Genomic DNA, 22,061 nt, shown 5'->3' with positions numbered 1-22,061 from the left:
ATTTTAAGGGAATACTTGATCTATTTTATTTAATCATTAACTGGATTAATGATGTAAGTATGCAAAACAGTAACAGCGTTATAGCCGGAACAGTTTGTAGAAGTGGCGGTAATCTGATTACAAGACCATTTTTGAGCAGAAGTACCAGCAGGAACCGTTACATGAACATAAAAATTTACTGATTGTCCTGCGCTGAGTGTGATTTCACTAAGAGAATCTCTTTCTGAGTTTATAAAATCAGTATTGATTAGTACATTTCCCGATGTAGAACTTCCGTCAGTATTGCTGCAGGAAGCATTAATATTCTTCGAACTTAAAACAAAAGTGTCTGCAGAAGAGCTGTTGTTTGTCAGGATCATTGAGTAATACGTGCCGTCAAGAGGAGTACTCCTGATGTTTCCATTATTTTCAACAATCAACGTTGCGCTGCATGAACCAGATTGTGCTAATGAAATTGTAGTAATTAAAAGAAAGAGCAAGGCCAATAAATTTTTCTTAAAAATATTTTTGAAAGAAAAAATGAACTTACAATTGATAACAAATTTCACCGCTTTTTCAAGATTAAAGTGAGTTCTCATAATTAAGGATTTTTGTTAGTGGTATTTCTCAAATTTTAACACAATCAAAATTATATTAGAGTTTTTCTAATTGATTTTTTTTATCTGTAACTAACCTAAAAACTCGTTTAACTACTCTTTTTTTGTTAAAAATTGTCCCAAAAAAAGTTTTTTTTAACTCTTTTGAACAAAATTTTGCATCCTTATTTTTTGATTTTTTAATGAAAAGTGGTCGATTTTAATTGTTTTAACTGATTAATAATCAAGTATTTAGTTAATTTTTTACAAACTGCAATAATATCGACTAAATACTAATTTTATAGATGAAGTACATAAATTCACAAATTCTTATTTTGTAAATTTTATGAATGTTAATATTTTACGAATAACACATTCTTGTTAAAATTTCGATTTAATGTTAACAGAAATAAAAAAAAGGAACGATTAAAAATTTCTTTTGTAAATTAGAACTTATTTAAAATTTTAATCTCTGTTGAGGTTTTTAAACGAAACACTTATGAAAAATTTAATTTTAATACGTCACGCAAAATCAAGCTGGGAAGCTCCATTAAAAGATTTTGACAGACCATTAATGAAAAGAGGAATTATCGATGCGCATGAAGTTTCATTAAATATTTCAAAATATCTTCCTAAGACCTATATCATGTGGAGCAGTACTGCTGCAAGAGCCTCAGAAACTGCTCTCATTTTTGCGCAAAATATTTCTTACCCTATAGAAAGCATCGTTTACAAAGACGATCTTTATACTTTTGATGACCGACAACTCGAAAAAGTTATCAAATCGTGTGATAATAGTTTTGAAAGCGTTATTCTTTTCGGACATAACGAGGCTATTACAAATTTTGTTAATAAATTTGGAGATGTTTTTATAGAAAATGTTCCAACTTCGGGCTTTGTATCACTGCAATTTGATTCTGAAAGCTGGGACGCAATCCATAAGGGCAAAACACATAAAACTATTTTCCCCAAAGACCTAAAATAATTACAGTGTACGAACAGAAATATATCGATAGAGAGAAAAGCTGGCTGGCGTTTAATGCAAGAGTGCTTCAAGAAGCAGGAGACAATACAGTGCCACTTTTAGACCGACTGCGTTTTGTTGGAATTTTTTCAAACAATTTAGACGAATTTTTTAGAGTTCGGTACGCAGCCATTCGACGATTAAGTCTCTCTGGAATTTCTGGCGAAAAATATCTAGGCGGTATTTCTGCTCATCAATTAATTAAAGATATAACCGAAATTGTAATTCAGCAGCAGTCTGAAAGTTTACGTATTCTCGGAAATATCGAAGCTGAACTTGAAGCCGAAAATATCTTTATTATTAATGAAGAGCAAATTACGCCAAAACAAGAATGTTTCTTAAAAGACTTCTTTACTCAGAAATTAAGTCCAGAACTTGTAACAATCATTTTGAATGATTTAGCGGTTTTTCCAATTTTAAAAGACACATTAGGATATTTAGCTGTACGATTAGAATTAGCCAATGAAGAGGTTCGTTACGCTTTAATCGAAATCCCAAAAAATATCAATAGGTTTGTAGTTCTTCCATCAGAAGATGAAAAACAATACATTATTTTAATCGATGATGTAATTCGTTTTAAACTAAAAAACATCTTTAATATTTTTAATTATAAAAGTGTTTCGGCACATATGATCAAAATTACCAGAGATGCACAGCTAGATATTGACAGTGATTTGAGTAAAAGTATGCTCGAAAAAATCTCTTCTTCTGTAAAAGACCGTCGAATTGGCGAACCTGTTCGTTTTATTTATGACAGTTTGATTGAAGATGATACGCTCCATTTCTTCTTGGATAAAATGAAAATCGTCGAAACAGACAGTATCATTCCAGGAGGAAGATACCATAATCGTCGTGATTATATGGATTTTCCAAACCTCGGACGTTACGATTTGCTTTATAAACCAAATGAACCGCTTCCCGTTCCTGGATTGAGCCTTGACGGAAGCATCATGGAAAAAATATCCAAAAAAGATTATTTGGTGCACGCGCCTTATCAGTCATTTTCTTATTTGACGAAGTTTTTACGAGAAGCGGCTTTAGATCCTAAAGTTACAAGTATCAAAATTACGTTATATCGTCTGGCGAAGAATTCACAGATTATTAGTTCGTTAATTAATGCAGCTAAAAATGGTAAACGAGTTGTAGTTCAGATCGAACTTCAGGCACGTTTTGACGAAGCTTCAAATATTTCGTATGCAGAACAAATGCAGACAGAAGGTATCGAGCTTATTTTCGGAATTAAAGGCTTAAAAGTTCATAGTAAAATCTGCGTAATTGAAAGAACCGAAGGAGGTAAAAATCGTCGTTATGGTTTTATTTCAACAGGTAACTTTAACGAATCGACAGCCAAAATTTATACCGACGTAACGCTTTTTACCTGTCATCAGGGAATTTTAAAAGACACATCAAAAATATTTGAGTTTTTTGACATCAATTACAGAGTTCATCGCTACAAACATTTAATTGTATCGCCGCATTATACCAGAACAAAATTTATAAAATTAATCGATCGTGAAATTCTCCACGCATTAGCGGGTAGAAAAACACATATCAAATTAAAAATGAATAGTTTGTCGGATTTTAAAATGATAGACAAATTATACGAAGCCAGCAATGCCGGCGTAAAAATACAGCTTCAGGTAAGAGGAATCTGCTCTCTGATTCCGGGAATTCCAGGAATGAGTGAAAATATCGAAGCCATAAGTATTGTAGATAATTACTTAGAACATTCAAGAGTTTATATTTTTGGCAACGCAGGTTTGACAGAAGTTTACATTTCGTCTGCCGATTTTATGACCAGAAACCTAGACGGAAGAGTAGAGGTAACGTGTCCGATATACGATCTTGAAATCAAAAAAGAATTGATTGACAATTTTAATATTGCGTGGAAAGGAAACGTAAAAGTACGTTACCATTCTTATAAATTAGATAATAAATACAAGCCTAGAAACCATCATGCCCCATTTAGAGCACAGCTTGAAACCTACAAATATTATCAAAAGAAAATTGAGGTAATCGAACAGGTTGCAACGCCGACGCCAGCCAATTAATTTAAAAACATTTAAAAAAAAATCATAAGTGAGCATGATTAATATTAGAAAATTAGCAGCAATAGATATTGGGTCAAATGCCATGAGGCTCTTGATATCGAATGTTGTAGAACAAGACGGAAAAGAACCGCAGTTTAACAAAAGTTCCCTTGTTCGTGTGCCGATTCGTTTAGGACAGGATGCCTTTACAGTGGGCGAAATCTCAGCAGAAAATATAGATCGAATGGTTGATGCCATGAAAGCATTCAATCTTTTGATGAAAGTACATAAAGTAGAACGCTATATGGCGTTTGCAACATCCGCAATGCGCGAGGCGTACAATGCCAAAGAAGTTGTGGCTCTGATCAAGAAAAAAGCCGACATTAAAATCGAAATTATCGATGGAAAAAAAGAAGCTGCAATTATTGCTTCTACCGATTTACATCATTTAATAAAATCTGATGAAACGTATCTTTTTGTAGATGTGGGTGGTGGAAGCACCGAGTTTACCTTATTTTCTGATGGAAAATTAATCAATTCAAGATCGTTTAAAGCCGGAACGGTTCGTTTGCTGAATAATATGGTGCACGATGTTGTTTGGGACGAAATCGAAAAATGGATTAAAGCCAATACAAAAGATTACGAAGAAGTAACTTTGATTGGTTCTGGTGGAAACATTAATAAATTGTTTAAAATGTCTGGGAAACAACAAGAAAAACCGCTTTCTTATATTTATATCAATTCACAATATGCTTTCTTAAATTCGTTGACATATGAGCAGAGAATTGCCGAATTAGGTTTAAACTCTGACCGTGCCGACGTAATTATCCATGCGACAAGAATTTATCTGAACGCGATGAAATGGAGTGGAGCACGCCAGATTTACGTTCCAAAAATTGGACTTTCTGATGGAATTGTAAAAGCAATGTATTACGGGAAGATTTAATTTTTTTGCCACGAATTTCACGAAATTATTTAGAGAAACAATTAGTGCCAATTGGTGAAATTCGTGGCAAAAAGCAATAATTATGAAAACCATTTTTCAGTCCATTCAAGATTTTTCTGCTGATGAATTAAATCTTTTAGATGATTTAATAACTTTTCGCACACTCAAAAAAGGAGAGCTTTTATTAACTGAAAATCAGGTTTGTAATGAAATTGTCTTTATCAAAAAAGGAATTCTTCGTTCTTTTTTTGTCAATCATAAAGGAGACGAAATCACCAATTGTTTTGCTTTTGAAAATGAATTTATGGCATCTTTTGCCAGTTTTATAACAGAAGAAAAAGCAGAAGAAAATATTCAGGCTTTAACCGAAACAGAATTACAGATTCTGGATCGGAAAGCTTTGGAGAAACTTTATAAATCAGGATTCAATTGGCAGGAAACCGGTAGGAAATTAACTGAACTAGAATTTGTAAACCTGCATAAAAGAATGGTTTCTTTTCAAAAATTATCTGGCGCACAGCGTTATCAGGAACTATACGAAAACCATCAAAAATACCTGCAATTAATTCCGCTTCAATATTTAGCCTCTTATTTGGGAATCACTCCAAGACATTTAAGCCGAATTCGAAAAGCAATCGTCTAAAATTTTTGTTCTCAAAGATTTAGTATTATCCTATGTGTTCAAATCTAGATTTGTTTTTGTATTCTTTATACGAGAATAAAATCTATGCTTCTATGTGTTTAAAATTTTAAAATCTGTTTGAAAAATTAAAGTTTAGATTAGTTTTTCAGGACATTTGTCTAGTAAAAAGAAAACCTCAAAAAGTATTTTTGGAAAAACTTCAACATGAAAAAAATACTAATTATAAACGGACATCCAAATCCTTCAAGTTTCAATTTCGCTTTAGCAGAAGCATACAAAAATGGTGCAATAGATTCAGAATCAATTGTAGAAACCATTACAATTTCGGAATTAAATTTTAATCCGAATCTTCAATTTGGTTATCAAAAAAGAACAGAATTAGAACCTGATTTGCTCGAATCGTGGGAAAAAATTAAAAGAGCTGATCATTTAGTTTGGTTTCATCCAGTTTGGTGGGGCGGTCTTCCAGCAATTACAAAAGGTTTTATTGATCGATTGTTTTTGCCCGGAATGGCTTTCCAATATAGAGAAAATTCAGTTTGGTGGGATAAATTGCTGAAGGGTAAAACAGCACATATTATTACCACTTTAGATCAGCCGGGCTGGTATTATAGATTGTTTTTTGGAAGACCAAGCGTCAATCAATTAAAGAAATCTACTCTTGAATTTTGTGGTGTAAAACCTGTAAAAGTAAGTTATATCGAAATCATAAAAACAGCTGACGAAACGCAAAGAAAAAAGTGGTTAGAAAAAGTTTACAATCTCGGATTTAATAATAAATAAAAAAGTCTTTTTGTCGCGAATTATTACAGCCCTGCAGATTATAAAGATTTTAATATTTTTTACTCACTTTAAAAATCTATTTAATCTTTTTAATCTGTGGCAAAAAAAAATAAAAATTAAATATTCAAATCCAATCCAAATGTAGAGCGTAAAAGTTCAATGTTTGGATTGATTTCTAAGAAACGATTGTAACGATCTTGATCATTAAGCGTTCTCTTCATTGCTACCTCTTCATTTACGATTACTTCAATTGTAATGTCGTGATTATGCAGATGGCCTTTTAGATGGCCTAATAAGCCATTCATCATACCTTCAAATTCAAGTTTTGAACCTTCATTTGGCAGTTCGTAAGTGATAGTGGTGCCATTCAAAACAGGATCATTGATCAATAAGATCGATTCCATGATCTTGAAACCTTTTTGACCTAAACGTTCTGCGTATTTATTCCAATGGAGACGCATATCGGTTTCGTTAAATTCTTCGGTAAGTAGTACTGAAGTAGGTTTAACGTAAGATTTGGTGCTTTGCTCAAGCTCTTTTTTCTTGCGAATACTTGCTAAAGAAAAAGCAGAAACTTTAGGCGAATTATCTGTCTCAGCCTTTGGAGGTGTTTCCTGTGTCTGAACCTTAGGAGTTTCAACGCTGTTTTCAGTGCCGGAATTTACATTGCCATTGTCATTTTGAGTGTTATTGACATTGACATTTCCTGTCGAATTTGGAATTTGGGTTTTTAAATTTGGATTTTCCTTAATTACTTCAACAATAGAAAAACTGCCGTTTTTGTAATAAGTAGGCGGAATTATGAATTGCTCAGCTTTTTTTTTTCTCCATCAAAGTTGATAGAGGCTAATTGCATCAAACATAATTCAACCAAAAGACGTTGATTCTGACTCAATTTATACTTTAAATCGCAGTCGTTGGCAATGTCAATTCCTTTTAATAAAAATTCCTGCGAACATTTTTGAGACTGAACTCCATACATTTGCTGTGCCTGTTCTCCAACTTCTAATAAAGCAATGGTAGCAGGAGTTTTACTTACCAATAAATCTCTAAAATGCGATGCCAGACCCGCAATAAAGTGGTGTCCGTCAAAACCTTTTGCTAAAATATCATTGTAAGCTATTAATAAATCTGGAATTTTATTTTCAAGAATAAGATCTGTAACTGTGATATAAGTTTCGTAATCTAAAACGTTTAAATTTTCAGTTACAGCCTGACGCGTTAAATTGGTTCCGCAATACGAAACTACGCGGTCAAAAATAGACAAGGCATCACGCATTGCACCATCTGCCTTTTGAGCAATAATGTGCAAGGCATCATCTTCAAACACGATTCCTTGACTTTCAGCAACATCAGCCAAATGTTCTTTAGCATCTTTTACCGTAATTCTTTTGAAATCAAAAATCTGACAACGAGATAAAATCGTTGGAAGGATTTTGTGTTTTTCTGTTGTCGCCAAAATAAAAATAGCGTGTTTTGGCGGTTCTTCTAATGTTTTAAGAAAAGCATTAAAAGCGGCCGAAGACAACATATGAACCTCGTCAATAATATATACTTTGTATTGTCCGGTTTGCGGCGGGATTCTAACCTGATCAATGAGGCTTCGAATATCATCAACCGAGTTGTTGGAAGCAGCATCTAACTCAAAAACGTTAAATGCAAAATCCTCAGTAGGATCGTCATATCCAGGCTGATTAATTTTACGAGCCAAAATACGGGCGCAGGTAGTTTTACCAACTCCACGCGGTCCTGTAAACAAAAGAGCAGAAGCTAAGTGATTAGTTTCTATAGCATTCAACAAAGTGTTGGTAATGGCTTTTTGTCCCACAACATCTTTAAATGTCTGCGGGCGGTATTTACGAGCCGATACTACAAATTGTTCCATATTCTCTTATTATTGGATAGCAAATATATAACTTTTGTTTCGTTGTTTAAAACCGATTTTACTTATTTGAAGAAATTCTTTTTCTTCAAAATAACAAACAGTAAACTCAGAAATAATACGATGTTGACAATCAAAGAAATGATAATGTATTTGCTGTAAATTTCAATTTTTGACTCTGTTTTTTCTTTGTCAGAAATCTCTTTTTGAGATTTTTTGTAGATTCTTAATTTCTCTATTTGATAAATCCAATCTTGTAAATTTCGGTTTTCAAACTTCAAATCCCAAGCATAAAAAGACAATATTTCTATTTTCTCATCTGCTTTTTGAGAGATTTTGATTTTAGGTGGAGAAGGCATGGAGTCAAGTCCATAGGGCTTAAATCCAGTACTTGGAGAACAGCCACTTATTTCTATAGTTTTATCGTCGTTAAAATTGGCATAAACAATCCAAAGTTGTTTTACAGATGGAACAATAGAACAATTGCCGTAGTACTTTTGCGTAATAAACTGAGAATTATATTTTCCTTTAAAAAGTTCTATAATTCTAAAAGTATAAATTCTCTTTATTGAATCAACTTTTATAGTTTCTCCGTAGAATACAATTTCATACTTCAAACCTATTTCTACCATATTTTCACGGTCAATAGGCTTACATTCACAAGAAAAAGAATAATTAGAAAGACATAAAAGCAGTAAGAGGAAAAAGTATTTTAGTTTCATACGCTGTTTTTTTATACAATAATAATCTTTTTTCGGAATGATTATCAACTAATAAAAATAATAGTATTTTTAGCATGAATTTGAATCGAATTGAAATAATTTTTCCTTCCAAAAAATAACCATATTAACTAATAAATCTGAAAAATATGAATGCAAAACAAATCGTGAAATTAAGTAATATCATTGGGTTAACCTCTATTCTGTTATTGGTTTATTGGGTCTTTACCTTTATTGTAATTGAGGTTTTTGGACTAAAAGTTTTTAGAGAAAATATGACCGAATCATTTTACTTAAGTATTCTTGGAATTCTTGCGCTTATGGCCGGATCGTTAATAATTAATTTAATGTTTAATTTGACAAGAATCGCCGAGAAACAAAATCAGGATATTGTCAATCAAAAATCAAATCGCAGAAAAATTATTACTTTGATTTTAATTTTTCCATTGATTCTGATCATTCTCTTTGGAGGAAATTATTTGACTTCTGCCAAAAAGGAAAACATGTTAATTAGTTCTGCAAAATCAATTATAGAATCAAATAAATCAAATAGTGACAAACTTTTGAATTATACTTTTTCTAAATCATACATTAAAGAAACGGCAGAAACTTTAAAAATTTTATCAGAAACAGATAAAAATTTTCCGAGCGTAACGCTGATTGTAAAAGATACAATAAAAGGTTCGCCTGTTTTTCTTGGCTTTAATGATTATTTCTATGAAATTTTAAATCCAAAAGATACCACACAGATCAAAAAAATAGATTACATATATAAAACTAGTAAAGAGGAAAGAATTTACTTAAACGAAGTTTTTGATAAAAATAATGAAGAAATAAGATACAGCTCGCACAAAGGAAATTATGAATTGTTCTATCCTTATAAAAAGAATGGAAAAACAATAATTATTTATTTTTCTGAGGAACAACGTTACGGGAAAATTGGCAGTTAAAAAGTATCTAAACCGTGCAGCTTACTAAACCAAATTTTATGGTAAAGAAATTACTTTTAACAGCTTTTATCCTGATCGCAATTTTTTTTGTGTTTATTGTAGCAGCCATTTTTTATTTTGGAGGAGGACCTTCACTTTTATCTTTATTTTAAATGAATTATTCTCAAGAATATTTTGAGCGAATGCAAATGATGTGTCGTTATTTTGAATCACAATCAAAAAAAAATATTTTACACGTTCCTGAGTTTATCGCTTCTAGTTTAATTAATGATATTATACAAAAAGAAGAAGAAAATCTAATCGCTTCCAAAAAGATAGAGGAAATTCTAGCAGAAATGAAAGTAACGGAACATCAAAATAATGTACATTGGTATGATTATAAAATTCATGTTATGAATGTTTTAAAAGAGAATAAGATTGAAGAGTAATTAAAATATTTAACTTATATGAAAAAATACCTAATTCTATTATTTCTATGTGTTTCTTCAAAATTTCAAGCGCAAACCGCTCAGGATTCTGCAGCAATTAAGCGCGTAGCATTAGCATATATTGAAGCACAGCATACTCCAAATCCGAAATTGATGGAAAGTGCGCTGCATCCGAGAATGGTAAAAAGATCAGTTTTTAGAAATAAAACGGCACAGAAAGATTTTGTTTCAGAGTTTTTTGCAGAAAACATGATTATTCTGGCTGAAACTTACAATGTAAAAGGGGATAAATTCCCTAAAAATCCGAGAAAAGAAGTCAAGTTATTGGACGTTTCTGCAAAGACAGCATCTGTAAAATTAGTAGCAGATGCTTGGATTGATTATATGCATATTGTAAAGGTAAACGGCGAATGGAAAATCATAAATGTACTCTGGCAATATAACGATGTATCGCAGCACGAATAAATGGCGATTTATTTTATAAGTTTATGAATAACAAATCATTAAAAATATCCGAATTCAAAGAAAGTGACAGAACTGCGCTGCAAGAACTTTTCTTGAAAGTCCGCAAAGAAACTTTTGTCTGGAAAGACCAAACCAAATTCGATTTAATAGATTTTGATAAAGAAACCCACGGAGAATATATTTTAACTGCTTTTTCGGAAAATAAACCAATCGGATTTATTTCGGTTTGGATGCCCAATAAGTTTATCCATCATTTATATATTGATCGAGAATTTCAACAACAGGGAATTGGAAAATCGCTTTTAAAAGCTATTATAAACGAAATAGGTTTTCCGCTGCGATTAAAATGTCTTCAAAAAAATACAAAAGCAGTTGCATTTTATAAAAAAATCGGATTTGTTGAAAAAGAAAAAGGCGGTATAGAAAATGATGCTTTTATTTTATTTGAACTGAATACAGAATTAATGTAAAAGCTGAAAAATGAAAATCATAACTTGGAATTGCAATATGGCTTTCAGAAAAAAAGCAGCGTTTATCCTGATTCATCAGCCGGATATTCTTGTAATTCCAGAATGTGAGAATATCGAAAGACTAAAATTTTCAGAAGATACTCTGATTCCAACCGATGTACTTTGGTACGGAACCAATCAGAATAAAGGACTTGGCGTTTTCTCCTACAGCCATTACCGATTTGAGTTGATGGATTGCCATAATCCCAATTTTAAAAATATACTGCCAATTGCCGTAACCAACGGAAAAATCGATTTTATACTTTTCGCTGTATGGGCAAATAATCCGCAGGATAAAGACGGACAATATGTTACTCAGGTCTGGAAAGCAATTAATTATTACGAAAAATTGCTTTCTGAAAACAAAACGATCTTAATTGGCGACTTCAACAGCAATACTATTTGGGATAAGCCCAAAAGAGAAGGAAATCATTCTACGGTAGTCAATAAATTGGCAGAAAAAAATATAGTAAGCGTATATCACAAATTTTTCAATCAGGAACATGGAAAGGAAATTCATCCCACTTTGTTTTTATACCGACACGAAAACAAGCCATATCATCTTGATTATTGTTTTGCTTCTCAGGAATTTACCGAAGTTTTGGAAAGTGTAGAAGTCGGAACTTATAACGACTGGAAAATGCACAGCGACCACAAACCGCTTATTGTAAATTTTGCGATTTAATTTTTTAGTATTAAAAATCTTCAATTGTCTGATTTTACTGTGAAAGTTGTAAAAACGATAGATTTTTCTATAATTATTTGATAATGAATCTCTTTAATTTTGAATGGATTAATTATTAAAATCTACTATTATGAAAATCAGATCAATTTTATTGGGAATGGGGCTTGTAGTTTCTCTTGCAGCGTGCGCTCCAAAAGATGCAGATGTCGAAAAAGCGATTGCAGAAAAACTAGGTAATGATCCAGATATTACCGTTACTGTACATGAGGGTGTAGCGACCATAACAGGAACATGCGATGATGAAGCCTATAAAAAAAATATCGAGAAAAGTGTTCGAGCAGTAAAAGGTGTCAAATCTGTTGTAAATACCTGTGAACTTGCAAGAGCCAATCAAGAGCCTGCTGCAGCAACTGTTGTCATAAATTCTGATGCTGACTTAGATAAATCCGTAAGCAAACTTGTAAAAGATTATGAAGGTGTCAGCGCAACGGTTGTTGGCGGTATTGTTACACTTTCGGGCGAAATCAAAAGAGATAAATTACAGCCTTTAATGCAGAGTTTGCAAGAATTGCATCCAAAACAGGTAGACAATAAATTAATTATTAAATAGTCATGATGAATTTAGAAGATAAATACAGAGAAGTAATTGATTTGGCTTCTGAACTTGGAATTTCAAATCTAGAGGTTAGAGAACAAGACAATGTTTTGTATATCGACGGAACAGCACAATCTGCGACAGATAAAGATAAACTTTGGGATACCTACAATAAAATCGATCCCGATTACAGAGCAGGAGATATGGTCATGAATATAGAAGTTGCAGAAGGAGTTTCTAGAGAATATACGGTTGAAATAGGAGATTCTCTTTCGAAAATCGGAAAAGCATACGGAGTTTCTTGGCAGGATATTTTTGAGGCCAATAAAGATATTATTTCAAATCCCGATTTGATACAGCCAGGTTGGAAATTAAAAATACCCACAGTTTAAAATAAAATGCAATAAAAAATCCAAATTCCAATTTTACAGATGTAGAATTGGAATTTGGATTTTAATTTTTACCCCCATTCCATTACTATTGGAATTTGGAATTTAAAAATTAGAATTTAAAGTTTTACCTGCCCCTTATACTCAAATCAAACAATAACTTAGCAGTTTCCTGATCTGAGTCTGCTGAAAAGCCAGCTACATAAACGCCCTTTTTACCCGTCGTCGATTTAATTCCGTATACAACTGCCTCATCTGCTGGGTCCGATTCCCCTTCGTATCGATACACATGAACAATTTCAAATTTCTGAGGATTCTTTTTAATCAAATCTGAATTTCGATTAAAATCACATGTAAATCCTTTTTCATTCAATTGATCTAAAGCTTTTGAAACAGTTGCGTAATGATACATTCTCTTCATGATAATTGACTTTAAAAATTAATGAATTTTAAAGATAACTATTTTAAAATTAAAAAGTTAGAATTAGACTCATAAAATCTGAAATTTAAAATCATTATTGTTAGTTCATAAATCCCTACTTTTGCAGCGCAGACCGCCTTATCGTCGTCCGCCTCGGCGGAGGGAGGAAAGTCCGGACACCATAGAGAAGCATAGCGGGTAACGCCCGTCGGTTCTGTCGTTTTTTGGAACGAGAGGATTAGGACAAGTGCAGCAGAAAGTATGTACAGGTAATGCTGTAGTGAAACCAGGTAAACTCTATGCGGTGAAATACCAAGTATATCGGCATTTAAGGGCTTCTCGTTCGTTGCCGAAGGGTAGGTAGATTGAGTCCAGCAGTAATGCTGGATCTAGATAAATGATAAGGTATTGTTTCGCCTTAAAAACGAGACAAGAACAGAATCCGGCTTACAGGTCTGCATTTTTTATATATTTGCGAAAGTATCTAACTAACTTTCATGAATTCAACCACACCAAAAGCTGTTTCAAAATCCAGCAAAAGTATTTATTATCAAGTTTTTACCAATCTTACTTTTTGGGTTTTAATAGCCATAATCGCGGGTGTTTTACTCGGACATTATTCGCCTGAAAATGGCATAAAAATGAAGATTGTCGGCGAGACTTTCGTAGATATTATCAAGCTTTTTATTGGTCCGATTATTTTCTTGACAATAGTTTTAGGGATTTCTGGAATGGGGAATCTTAAAAAAGTGGGAAGAATTGGTGTAAAAGCATTAACTTATTTTGAAGTGGTTTCGACAATTGCATTAGCGATTGGAGTTGCAGTTGCCTATATTTTTCAACCCGGTAAAATAGACAAAGCAGGATTGGCACTCCAAGATGCAAGTAAATATACCAGTAGTACAGCAGAAGATTTTTCGTGGCTCAAGTTTTTCTTATCCAATTTTACACTTCAAGTCCTTTTAGCGGCAATTGTCTGCGGTATTCTGTTGAATTTTTACAAGAAAAGAGAACAGACTATTTTGATTTTAGAACGCTTTTCTAATGTCGTTTTTAAGGGTTTAAAATATGTAATGTATCTAGCGCCGATTGGAGCCTTTGGCGGAATGGCGTACACAATCGGAAAGTTTGGTCTGGCAACTTTAATTCCGCTTGGAAAACTAATGCTTTGCGTTTATTTGACAATGGCGCTTTTTGTGTTTTTAATCTTAGGAAGCATTCTTAAATATTATAAAATCAGTATACTTTCGATCTTAAAATATATTAAAGAAGAACTTTTACTCGTTCTCGGAACTTCATCTTCAGAAGCCGCTTTGCCAAGTATTATGGTAAAGTTAGAAAGAATGGGATGCAGTAAATCGGTTGTAGGATTGGTAATTCCCACGGGATACTCTTTTAATCTCGATGGAACTTCGATATATCTTTCCATGTCAGTAATTTTTCTGGCACAATTGTATGATGTTCATTTGAGTTTCTTCGAAATCTTAACTGTAATCGGAATTTTAATGATTACTTCAAAAGGCGCAGCAGGTGTAACAGGGAGCGGTTTTATTGTATTGGCATCGACTTTAACGGCTTTGCATAAAATTCCTGTAGAGGGTCTTGCTTTTTTATTGGGCGTAGATAAATTTATGAGCGAAGCCAGAGCAATTACCAACCTAATAGGAAATACTACAGCAACAATCATAATCTCCAAAACCGAAAGAGATTTTACAGAGTTGAATCTTGATCGAGTTTCGGAGTAGTTATTTTAGGTTCAAAGAGGCAAAGGTTCAGAGGTACAAAGCAATTAAAAAACTGTGTACCTCTGAACCTTTGAACCTTTGTTCCTTAATTTCTAAGACTCATCTTTAGTAGTACGAACCAAACTGATTCCAGACATAAAAAATACGATTCCTAATATTCCGTAAATGATAAGAGATTTAATGTCGCGTGTCGCGCCAGAAGTGCCGGCAAAAATAACCGCGGTATATATGAGACCGACAATTCCGAGAATTGTCAATAAGCCTCCAAAAAAGCGTTTTAGGTTCATGACTTTTAGTTTTAATGTTACTCAAATTTATAATACATTTGTTTTGAATGTGTTATAAAATTGGTTTAGAAAATTATATTTTTTGCATCTAAATTGGATTCAAAAATTAGTAAGATTATTTTTTGATTAAATGTCAGCGGTATTGTTAAAATGCTATTTTTGTGGCTGCTATTAAAATACCACCTATGAAGAAAAACTACTTAATCTTATTCACTTTTTTGCTTTCTATATTTGCAGTAAATGCTCAAGAATTACGCCCGTATGTAGGATTGGGAGGTTTTGTTCACTTATATTCTTTTGAAAAAGATTTGCAATCATCTCCAGCCGTAAGTCTTTCTGCAGGTGCAGAATATAAACTATTTGGTTTTTTCCTGCCAGAAATTGAAGCCAATTATATGTTTGGAAAATTTAAAAACAAACCAAATTTGAACGCTAATGTGAATACATCAGACAAAACTTTTTCTAATGTGAATTTTAGTTTTGCTCCAAAAATTTCTTTGAGCAATTATGGTGAAAGTGCCTATTTTCAAATTTTCCCAAAATACATTTATTCGTTAATTAGTGCCACAGAAACAATTAGCACAAGCAGTCAATTAGGTACTGGTACAAAAGAAAGAAGTACATCAATTTCACAGCATAATTATGGAATCGGATTTGGAGTGGTTTTTAACTTTGATACATGGTATTCTAATTCACTGGCAATGAATCTCAGCTATAGTTCCGTTAGGGTTTCTCATGCTTTTGATAAATTAAATCCAGGAACCGAACGAACCGATAATAACGGTGTTTACGGAATAGAACTTAAATATTACTTTGGAGTAAAAAGGCTTAAATAAAATCAGTTTTTATTTATTTTAAATTCCAGTCCAATATTTCGAGTACTTTCGATACTAATTTTCGGATCTGAGTTAAAATATTTTCGAAGTCTGCTGATAAAAACATCCATGCTTCGACCAGAGAAATAATCGTCGTTTTTCCAAACCGACATTAAAATCTGGTCTCTTTTTAATAACTGATTGTGGTTTAGATATAAATACTCAATAAGAGAAGCTTCTTTTTCGGTAAGCTGTTGAATGTGATTTTGATGACTAAGTGTTAAACGTTCGTTATCAAAAATATACGAACCAATTTCAATTGTATTAATACCATTTAAGTTTCTCTTTTGTTCAATTCTTTTTAAGATATTCTGCAGACGAAGAATCAGTTCATCGGCTTCAAAAGGTTTTACGATATAATCATCCGCACCAAGTTTTAATCCGATGATTTTATCTTCTTTTAACTTTCTTGCTGTCAAGAAAATAAAAGGCGTTTCAGGATTAATATCAATGATTTTTTCTGCCAAAGAAAATCCGTCTAGTTTAGGCATCATTACATCAAAAACACAAATATCAAAAGTTTGGTTTTTAAAATAATCTAGAGCCATTTCGCCATTTTCTGCCCAAATCACCTCATATTGATGCAGTTCTAAATATTGTTTTAGAATCGCAGCAAAATCAAAATCGTCTTCGGCTAAAAGTAATCTTTTCAAAATAAGGGAATTAAACTTTTAATAAAATAGTAAACTGAGCACCTTTTCCTAAATCGCTGATCACGTTAACAGAACCCTGATGCGCTTTTATAATTTGATTTACGTAAAACAAACCTAAACCTAAACCTTTTGTATTGTGCAGATTTCCTTGTTCTACACGATAAAATTTTTCAAACAATAAGGCTTGTTTATTTTTTTCGATTCCGATTCCGTTGTCTTCAATGCTTATTGAAAACTGATCCTGATATAAATTGGTTTTGATTGTAATCTTATCAGAACCATATTTTACAGCATTTTCCAGCACATTTAAAAGCGCCGTTGTTAAATGAAAAGGATCTAAAATCAAATTGGTATTTGCTTCCTTAAAATCAGTTAGAATATCAATTTTAGGATGCGCAACTTTAAAATCTTCAATAATCGTTAAAAGAAAATTTCCAGCTTTTACTTTTTCTTTTTGCAGTTCGATTTGATTTTCGGCCAAAGAATTCGCCATAACCTGATCGATCAAACTTTGTAAACGAGTGTTTTGACGCGAAATAGTATTCACAACTAAATTGAAGTTTTCTTCGTTTTCACGAATGTCTTTTCGCTCCAAAATTTTAGTCGAAATTCCTAAAGTTGCCAAAGGCGTTTTTAGTTCGTGCGTAATATTGTTGATGAAATCGGTTTTTACTTCGTTTACTTTTTTCTGTTTAATTAATGCCTTAATCGCAATTACAAATAGGCTTATTAAGGTTAAAATAGATAATAACGAAAGAATCAGAATAAAAGTCATTCGCTTTAAAATAATCATTTCCCAATCGACAACCGAAACATACATCGAATCTTCCGTCAATAATTTATAGTCTTGTCCAGCAAGATTGGTATTGGTTGTTCCAACATAATTTCGAACAAGAAACGCCTGATTTAAAGAAGCCAGATTTCCGTACAATTTATTCTGAATAAAAGGTTTTTCGGAGAAAATAGTATCTTTTTTTTGAGCGTTTTTATACAGAATAAATTTGTTGAGAACAATCGCAAAATCGATTTTTAGATTTGGAAGATCCCGTTCAAATTTTCGTTGGATTCTTTGTGTAACGGCATCGCGATAATCATTTTCAATAATTCCTTTCTGAATTTCAGATTTGTTGTTTTTTCCGTGAATATATCTTTCAGAAAGACTTTTATAAAGCGCTTCTTTTTTAGAAATAAAAGCCGAATCAATATCATTGTAATTATTGGTAATCAAAGCAATTTCGTTTTTGATTTCCGTATGAAACTGCGCCACTTTGTAATCGTAAGCGGTTTTAACCAAATAACATTGCACAGTTGATAAAATAATCAGCGCAATGATTGAAAATGTTATTAAGAGATTGATTCTTTGTTTCATATCCATTGAAATTCGTTTCAAAAATAAAGCTTTTACGATAGAAAATACAGATTAACTCTCGATTAACCTTCAATTAACTTTCAAATCGTGGTTTCCGATTCATTTTTGCAAAACCATAATCAAAACCTTTTACAAAATGAATATTTGCCTGCCCTTAAAAATTTTCATCATTATCTATCTGTTTCTGTTTTCCTTAATTGGAAAGGCACAAAACGAAACACCAAAAGATTCCATTTCAAAAGAGTTAAAAGAAGTTGTTATTACCCAAAATAAAAAAGCATTTACCAATAACAACGGAAACATAAAAGTTGATGTTGCGAATTCGATTTACAGCGCGATTCCGAATCCAGTCGATTTATTGGCGAAATTACCTTTGGTGCAAATAAGTTCTGATCGAGAAAAGATTACACTTGTCGGCAAAGGAAATCCGCTTATTTATATTGACAACCAGAAAGTAGAAATGAACGATTTAAATGCTTTGTCGACTGCCGATATTAAAACTATTGAAATCATTCAGAATCCTTCTTCGAAATATGAAGCTTCGGGTCGTGCCGTGATTTTGATTACAAGAAAATTAAGTAAAAAAGACAGTTTCAAGACCGAAATTTCTGAAATGGCGTCGTTTAAAAAGAAATATAATAATTATTTAGGTTTTAATTCGAATTTCAAAAAGAACAAATTAGAACTAAAAGCCAATTTTAATTACAATCGTCTCAATCCGTGGGAAAGTCACGGAATCGATTATGAGATTCCGCAGGCTTCGATCATTTCAAATTACGATGTTACGGCTACGACTAAAAGACATAAATATGTTTTTGGAGGCGGATTATTTTATAAAATAAATGATGATGATTATTTTTCGATTAATGTGAACAGCAGACTTCAAAACGATACTTTTCCAATTAACACTTTTACATACAATAAGAATCAGCAAGAAATAAATAACGTTTTGACTTTAAGCGATAATTCGAGTAAAAAGAACTTTGTGAACTCGTTTGTAAATTATTCGAAAAAGCTAAAATTTATCGATACAAAATTGTTTGCTGGTTTTCAGTATTCTAATTTTAACCAGCATTTGTTGAGTTTGGTCGAAAATAATTTTAATGAAACCGAATTTGAATTGTCTCAAAACCGTGATCAGAAATTTAATGTCGATGTTTTTTCTGGAAGAATTGATTTGGAAAAAAAGTTTAAAAACGAAATGAATTGGGAATACGGAGGTTTGTTTTTACAAGCAAAATCGAAATCTGATGCTGTTATTTTTAATTATGATGAAAATCAAAATGTAACTTCAAATTATAATTTTAAAGAACAAAATGCGGCCGCTTACACACAGCTTTCGGGAAAAATAAAAAAGATCGATTTTTCTTTTGGTTTACGAATTGAAAATACAAACGTAAAAGGAATGTTCCAATCGGATATTTCTCCCGCATTAGATAAAAATTACACCAATTTATTTCCGAAAGCACAGTTTACATTTTCTGTTGACAGCACAAAAAGCATTAGTTTGAATTATGCAAAAAGTATTGTAAGGCCAAATTATTCGTCTCTAAGTCAGATTTCAACCTATATAAATCCGTATTTTATTTATGGAAGCAGTATAAATCTGAATCCCGCGATTGTCGATGAAATTTCGACTACTTTTCAGTATCACGATAAAACGGTTAAGTTGAGTTATTATGATGTTCAAAACCCGATGTATTCTAGTTTTGTTTTCAATAAAGAAACCAATATTTTAACTATTTCTGAGGTTAATTTTAATCGAGAATCTGGATTTAGTTTAGATTTTGAATTGCCTTTTACTTATAAATTCTGGACAACAACAAATTCGCTGGTGTTTTTCTTAGAAAAAGTACAAGACAAAGCGGCTGTCTTTATGACTTCAAAACCTTACGTTTATTACTATTCGAACAACGAATTTGATCTTACCAAAGGTTACAAATTTGTAATAGGCTGGTGGGGCGCAACAAAACAATACAAAGGAATTTACGAACATGGCGCCAATTTTATTATGGATATGTCGTTGGCGAAAACTTATAAGAATTGGAATTGTACGTTGAGTTTTAATGATGTTTTTAGAAGTACCATTTATACAGAACAATTGGCAATAAACGACGTAAATTCTAAATCAAAATATTTGGTAGATGCCCGCGAAATCTCAATTTCGCTTCGATACACTTTCGGAAAAGTCAAAAAATCCGATTACAAAGAAAAAAGTATTGATGAGAATGAAAGCAGAATTAAATAGAATATTGAGTTTAGAATAAAAGAAGTGTTTTTTGAGAGGCTTTAATTAAAATACAAATTCAATTAAAAAAAAAGCTAATGTCAATAAAAAACCTCCAGTTAAAGCTGGAGGCAATTGATATTTTAAAAGAAATTCGCGAAAATTGGTGCAATTCGTGGCTAAAAAATACTGCATCTACGATGCAATAGATTACCCTTCGTCTTCTTCTATTTCTTTTTTAGAATCATCATGAGGTAATTCTTCATCATCATCGGTAGAATTTAATTCGAAAAAACTAAAGTAAGAACCACCGTAACTTTTCTGAAAAGAAAAATTACTCATATGATCGAGTTTTGTGTATTTAGAATGCTCGATAATCATCATGCCGTCGTCTTCTAGTAAATCTCTTTCAAAGACAGTTAAAACAATTTTTTCAAAAGTTGCCTGATCCAATCCGTAAGGTGGATCCGCAAAAATGATATCGTAAGTCGTTTTGCAGTTTTCTAAAAATTTGAAAACATCACTTTTAGTAGCGGCAATGTCAAAATCAAATTCCGAAGAAACTTGTTTAATAAATTTTACACATCCAAAATCGCCGTCAACAGACGTAATGGGTGCGCTTCCGCGTGAAGCAAATTCGTAGCTGATATTTCCGGTTCCCGAAAATAAATCCAAAACCTTTAAGCTGTCAAAACTAAAATGATTATTCAAAACATTAAATAATGCTTCTTTACTCATATCAGTCGTTGGTCTTACAGGTAGATTTTTCGGGGGAAAAATGCGGCGCCCTTTGTATTTTCCTGAAATGATTCTCATGATTGAAATAAGATATAATGTTTTTGATTTTGAGCTGTTGTATAGTTGTTCTTTTCTTGCAGTTTGGTTACATCCATAAACGAAATATGACGTACATATTTGTAAGCAATTGCATAAAAAGGATCGTTTTCTGAAATAGTTCCTAAAAATTCTAATTGAAAACTCTCTGGATTAAGACTCAATTGCTCTGCAGTAAATAAGATATAGTAAATAAAATCTTCTGGCGTATTGTATTCTACAGAATTGAACAACAATAGTTTCTGATTTTGAACGACGATAACTTCGAAATGTCCTGGATTGAAATTTACAACCATTTTCTTTTCATCGTTATTTCTTGAATTATCCAGAATTTTTTCGACCAAAATGCTGTTAGCATGTTTAGAATCAAAAGAACCTACGTTATCAATAAGGAAATTATTGATGTTTACATACGGAATATAAACCGCATTCATTTGATAATTTGAAATGGTATCGAAAGTAAAAAAGTCGGTTTCAAAAACTTTTGTATTGTATTGGAGATAACTTCCTAAATAATTTTCGTCAAACAAAGCCGTTGGAACAAAAGTCGAAAGGTTACTGTTGTGAATGACCATTACTTCATCATAAGTATCTCGTAACTCTGGATTGTTTTTGAAAGCCTCCGTGAATAAATCTTCAATTTTTACTGTTTTATTTGAAGTTTCAAACTGAATTTCTTTAAAAGAAGTAATCAGATTATTTAACGTATCAAAACAGCAATAAGAGAATCCCGTTAGAGAAACCTGAATAGAAAGTTTTTTATAAATTTTTGAAGTAATGTTAGTATTGTGTAATGACATAGTTGATTTACAATTCGTTACCTGTTTAAATCAAGAAAGAATTTTAGGCGCCACAAACTTACAAATTAAAAAGGAACAATTATAATTGCAATTTCAAAAAACAATTTCAAATGGCGTTTAAAACAAGGTTAAGAAAAGGTTTGGTTATGGTGTTTTTTGAACCATATAAGTGATATAAGTTCATTTAAAAAGTTTTGATGCTGAAGTTTTAGACGCTGATGAACGGA

General features: G+C 32.2%; 25 protein-coding genes and 1 other RNA gene. 16 read left to right on the top strand and 10 right to left on the bottom strand.

Going from position 1 to position 22,061, the window contains the following annotated elements; all coding sequences use genetic code 11:
- Positions 1-29 precede the first annotated feature (29 nt).
- A complete protein-coding gene (locus ACFSC2_RS05815; RefSeq protein WP_379816465.1) occupies positions 30-578 on the bottom strand; it encodes a hypothetical protein in 549 nt (182 codons plus the stop codon).
- 496 nt (positions 579-1,074) lie between these two features.
- On the opposite strand from ACFSC2_RS05815, the gene ACFSC2_RS05810 reads away from it, so the two are divergent.
- The 5 genes from ACFSC2_RS05810 to ACFSC2_RS05790 all read left to right on the top strand — a co-directional run bounded on the left by ACFSC2_RS05810 (position 1,075) and on the right by ACFSC2_RS05790 (position 6,001).
- Entirely contained in the window at positions 1,075-1,560 is a 486-nt protein-coding gene (locus ACFSC2_RS05810; RefSeq protein WP_379816464.1) for a SixA phosphatase family protein, read from the top strand.
- A gap of 5 nt (positions 1,561-1,565) precedes the next feature.
- Positions 1,566-3,650 carry a polyphosphate kinase 1 gene (gene ppk1 / locus ACFSC2_RS05805; protein WP_379816463.1) on the top strand — a complete coding sequence of 695 codons (2,085 nt, stop codon included), beginning with the start codon at positions 1,566-1,568 and terminating at the stop codon, positions 3,648-3,650.
- A gap of 34 nt (positions 3,651-3,684) precedes the next feature.
- Positions 3,685-4,575: a Ppx/GppA phosphatase family protein gene (locus ACFSC2_RS05800; protein WP_379816462.1), complete on the top strand. Its 891-nt coding sequence runs from the start codon at positions 3,685-3,687 to the stop codon at positions 4,573-4,575.
- A gap of 82 nt (positions 4,576-4,657) precedes the next feature.
- On the top strand, positions 4,658-5,218 hold the full coding sequence (locus ACFSC2_RS05795) for a Crp/Fnr family transcriptional regulator (protein WP_379816461.1): 561 nt from the start codon (positions 4,658-4,660) through the stop codon (positions 5,216-5,218).
- Positions 5,219-5,422: 204 nt separating this feature from the next.
- A complete protein-coding gene (locus ACFSC2_RS05790) occupies positions 5,423-6,001 on the top strand; it encodes an NAD(P)H-dependent oxidoreductase (RefSeq protein ID WP_379816460.1) in 579 nt (192 codons plus the stop codon).
- 116 nt (positions 6,002-6,117) lie between these two features.
- Here ACFSC2_RS05790 and ACFSC2_RS05785 read toward each other — a convergent pair whose 3' ends face one another.
- The 3 genes from ACFSC2_RS05785 to ACFSC2_RS05775 form a co-directional block, all read right to left on the bottom strand.
- Complete coding sequence (locus ACFSC2_RS05785) at positions 6,118-6,462, bottom strand: DNA polymerase III (protein ID WP_379816459.1); 345 nt, start codon at positions 6,460-6,462, stop codon at positions 6,118-6,120.
- A gap of 338 nt (positions 6,463-6,800) precedes the next feature.
- Positions 6,801-7,886 (bottom strand): DNA polymerase III subunit gamma/tau, encoded by a 1,086-nt coding sequence (dnaX, locus tag ACFSC2_RS05780; RefSeq protein WP_379816458.1) that lies wholly within the window; start codon positions 7,884-7,886, stop codon positions 6,801-6,803.
- Positions 7,887-7,948: 62 nt separating this feature from the next.
- On the bottom strand, positions 7,949-8,605 hold the full coding sequence (locus tag ACFSC2_RS05775) for a hypothetical protein (protein ID WP_379816457.1): 657 nt from the start codon (positions 8,603-8,605) through the stop codon (positions 7,949-7,951).
- A 146-nt stretch (positions 8,606-8,751) separates the two neighbouring features.
- Between ACFSC2_RS05775 and ACFSC2_RS05770 the strand changes: the two genes are divergently transcribed.
- The 7 genes from ACFSC2_RS05770 to ACFSC2_RS05740 all read left to right on the top strand — a co-directional run bounded on the left by ACFSC2_RS05770 (position 8,752) and on the right by ACFSC2_RS05740 (position 12,626).
- On the top strand, positions 8,752-9,552 hold the full coding sequence (locus ACFSC2_RS05770) for a hypothetical protein (RefSeq protein ID WP_379816456.1): 801 nt from the start codon (positions 8,752-8,754) through the stop codon (positions 9,550-9,552).
- Between the two features lie 152 nt (positions 9,553-9,704).
- On the top strand, positions 9,705-9,980 hold the full coding sequence (locus ACFSC2_RS05765; protein ID WP_379816455.1) for a hypothetical protein: 276 nt from the start codon (positions 9,705-9,707) through the stop codon (positions 9,978-9,980).
- An 18-nt stretch (positions 9,981-9,998) separates the two neighbouring features.
- Positions 9,999-10,445 carry a nuclear transport factor 2 family protein gene (locus ACFSC2_RS05760; protein WP_379816454.1) on the top strand — a complete coding sequence of 149 codons (447 nt, stop codon included), beginning with the start codon at positions 9,999-10,001 and terminating at the stop codon, positions 10,443-10,445.
- Positions 10,446-10,468: 23 nt separating this feature from the next.
- A complete protein-coding gene (locus ACFSC2_RS05755) occupies positions 10,469-10,915 on the top strand; it encodes a GNAT family N-acetyltransferase (protein WP_379816453.1) in 447 nt (148 codons plus the stop codon).
- Positions 10,916-10,925: 10 nt separating this feature from the next.
- Entirely contained in the window at positions 10,926-11,639 is a 714-nt protein-coding gene (locus tag ACFSC2_RS05750; RefSeq protein WP_379816452.1) for an exonuclease/endonuclease/phosphatase family protein, read from the top strand.
- Positions 11,640-11,769: 130 nt separating this feature from the next.
- Positions 11,770-12,249, top strand: a complete 480-nt coding sequence (locus ACFSC2_RS05745) for a BON domain-containing protein (protein WP_379816451.1) — start codon at positions 11,770-11,772, stop codon at positions 12,247-12,249.
- A gap of 2 nt (positions 12,250-12,251) precedes the next feature.
- A complete protein-coding gene (locus ACFSC2_RS05740) occupies positions 12,252-12,626 on the top strand; it encodes a LysM peptidoglycan-binding domain-containing protein (protein ID WP_379816450.1) in 375 nt (124 codons plus the stop codon).
- Positions 12,627-12,750: 124 nt separating this feature from the next.
- Here the strand turns inward: ACFSC2_RS05740 and ACFSC2_RS05735 are convergent, their stop codons facing one another.
- Positions 12,751-13,044, bottom strand: coding sequence for an SH3 domain-containing protein (locus ACFSC2_RS05735; RefSeq protein WP_379816449.1), 294 nt, complete (start codon positions 13,042-13,044; stop codon positions 12,751-12,753).
- A gap of 125 nt (positions 13,045-13,169) precedes the next feature.
- Here ACFSC2_RS05735 and rnpB point away from each other — a divergent pair.
- Positions 13,170-13,510: RNase P RNA component class A (gene rnpB, locus ACFSC2_RS05730), an RNA gene on the top strand.
- Between the two features lie 31 nt (positions 13,511-13,541).
- Positions 13,542-14,789 carry a cation:dicarboxylate symporter family transporter gene (locus ACFSC2_RS05725; protein WP_379816448.1) on the top strand — a complete coding sequence of 416 codons (1,248 nt, stop codon included), beginning with the start codon at positions 13,542-13,544 and terminating at the stop codon, positions 14,787-14,789.
- A 92-nt stretch (positions 14,790-14,881) separates the two neighbouring features.
- Here ACFSC2_RS05725 and ACFSC2_RS05720 read toward each other — a convergent pair whose 3' ends face one another.
- Entirely contained in the window at positions 14,882-15,076 is a 195-nt protein-coding gene (locus tag ACFSC2_RS05720; protein ID WP_194141286.1) for a hypothetical protein, read from the bottom strand.
- A 185-nt stretch (positions 15,077-15,261) separates the two neighbouring features.
- On the opposite strand from ACFSC2_RS05720, the gene ACFSC2_RS05715 reads away from it, so the two are divergent.
- On the top strand, positions 15,262-15,912 hold the full coding sequence (locus ACFSC2_RS05715) for a hypothetical protein (RefSeq protein WP_379816447.1): 651 nt from the start codon (positions 15,262-15,264) through the stop codon (positions 15,910-15,912).
- Positions 15,913-15,914: 2 nt separating this feature from the next.
- Here the strand turns inward: ACFSC2_RS05715 and ACFSC2_RS05710 are convergent, their stop codons facing one another.
- Positions 15,915-16,604 carry a response regulator transcription factor gene (locus tag ACFSC2_RS05710; protein WP_379816446.1) on the bottom strand — a complete coding sequence of 230 codons (690 nt, stop codon included), beginning with the start codon at positions 16,602-16,604 and terminating at the stop codon, positions 15,915-15,917.
- A 10-nt stretch (positions 16,605-16,614) separates the two neighbouring features.
- The gene (locus ACFSC2_RS05705) at positions 16,615-17,994 is read right to left on the bottom strand and encodes a sensor histidine kinase (protein ID WP_379816445.1); all 1,380 of its coding nucleotides are present in this window, start codon (positions 17,992-17,994) and stop codon (positions 16,615-16,617) included.
- Between the two features lie 115 nt (positions 17,995-18,109).
- Between ACFSC2_RS05705 and ACFSC2_RS05700 the strand changes: the two genes are divergently transcribed.
- Positions 18,110-20,221, top strand: coding sequence for a TonB-dependent receptor domain-containing protein (locus ACFSC2_RS05700; RefSeq protein ID WP_379816444.1), 2,112 nt, complete (start codon positions 18,110-18,112; stop codon positions 20,219-20,221).
- A gap of 189 nt (positions 20,222-20,410) precedes the next feature.
- Here the strand turns inward: ACFSC2_RS05700 and ACFSC2_RS05695 are convergent, their stop codons facing one another.
- Together ACFSC2_RS05695 and ACFSC2_RS05690 are read right to left on the bottom strand one after the other, a co-directional pair.
- Positions 20,411-21,016, bottom strand: a complete 606-nt coding sequence (locus tag ACFSC2_RS05695) for an RsmD family RNA methyltransferase (RefSeq protein WP_379816443.1) — start codon at positions 21,014-21,016, stop codon at positions 20,411-20,413.
- On the bottom strand, positions 21,013-21,834 hold the full coding sequence (locus tag ACFSC2_RS05690) for a DUF3822 family protein (protein WP_379816442.1): 822 nt from the start codon (positions 21,832-21,834) through the stop codon (positions 21,013-21,015). The genes ACFSC2_RS05695 and ACFSC2_RS05690 overlap by 4 nt, the downstream gene beginning before the upstream one ends.
- Positions 21,835-22,061 lie beyond the last annotated feature (227 nt).

This window comes from Flavobacterium artemisiae (genome assembly GCF_042678225.1).
GTDB lineage: Bacteria > Bacteroidota > Bacteroidia > Flavobacteriales > Flavobacteriaceae > Flavobacterium > Flavobacterium artemisiae.
The sequence above is the reverse complement of the archived record's forward strand: the minus strand, read 5'-3'. Positions and strand labels throughout refer to the sequence as shown.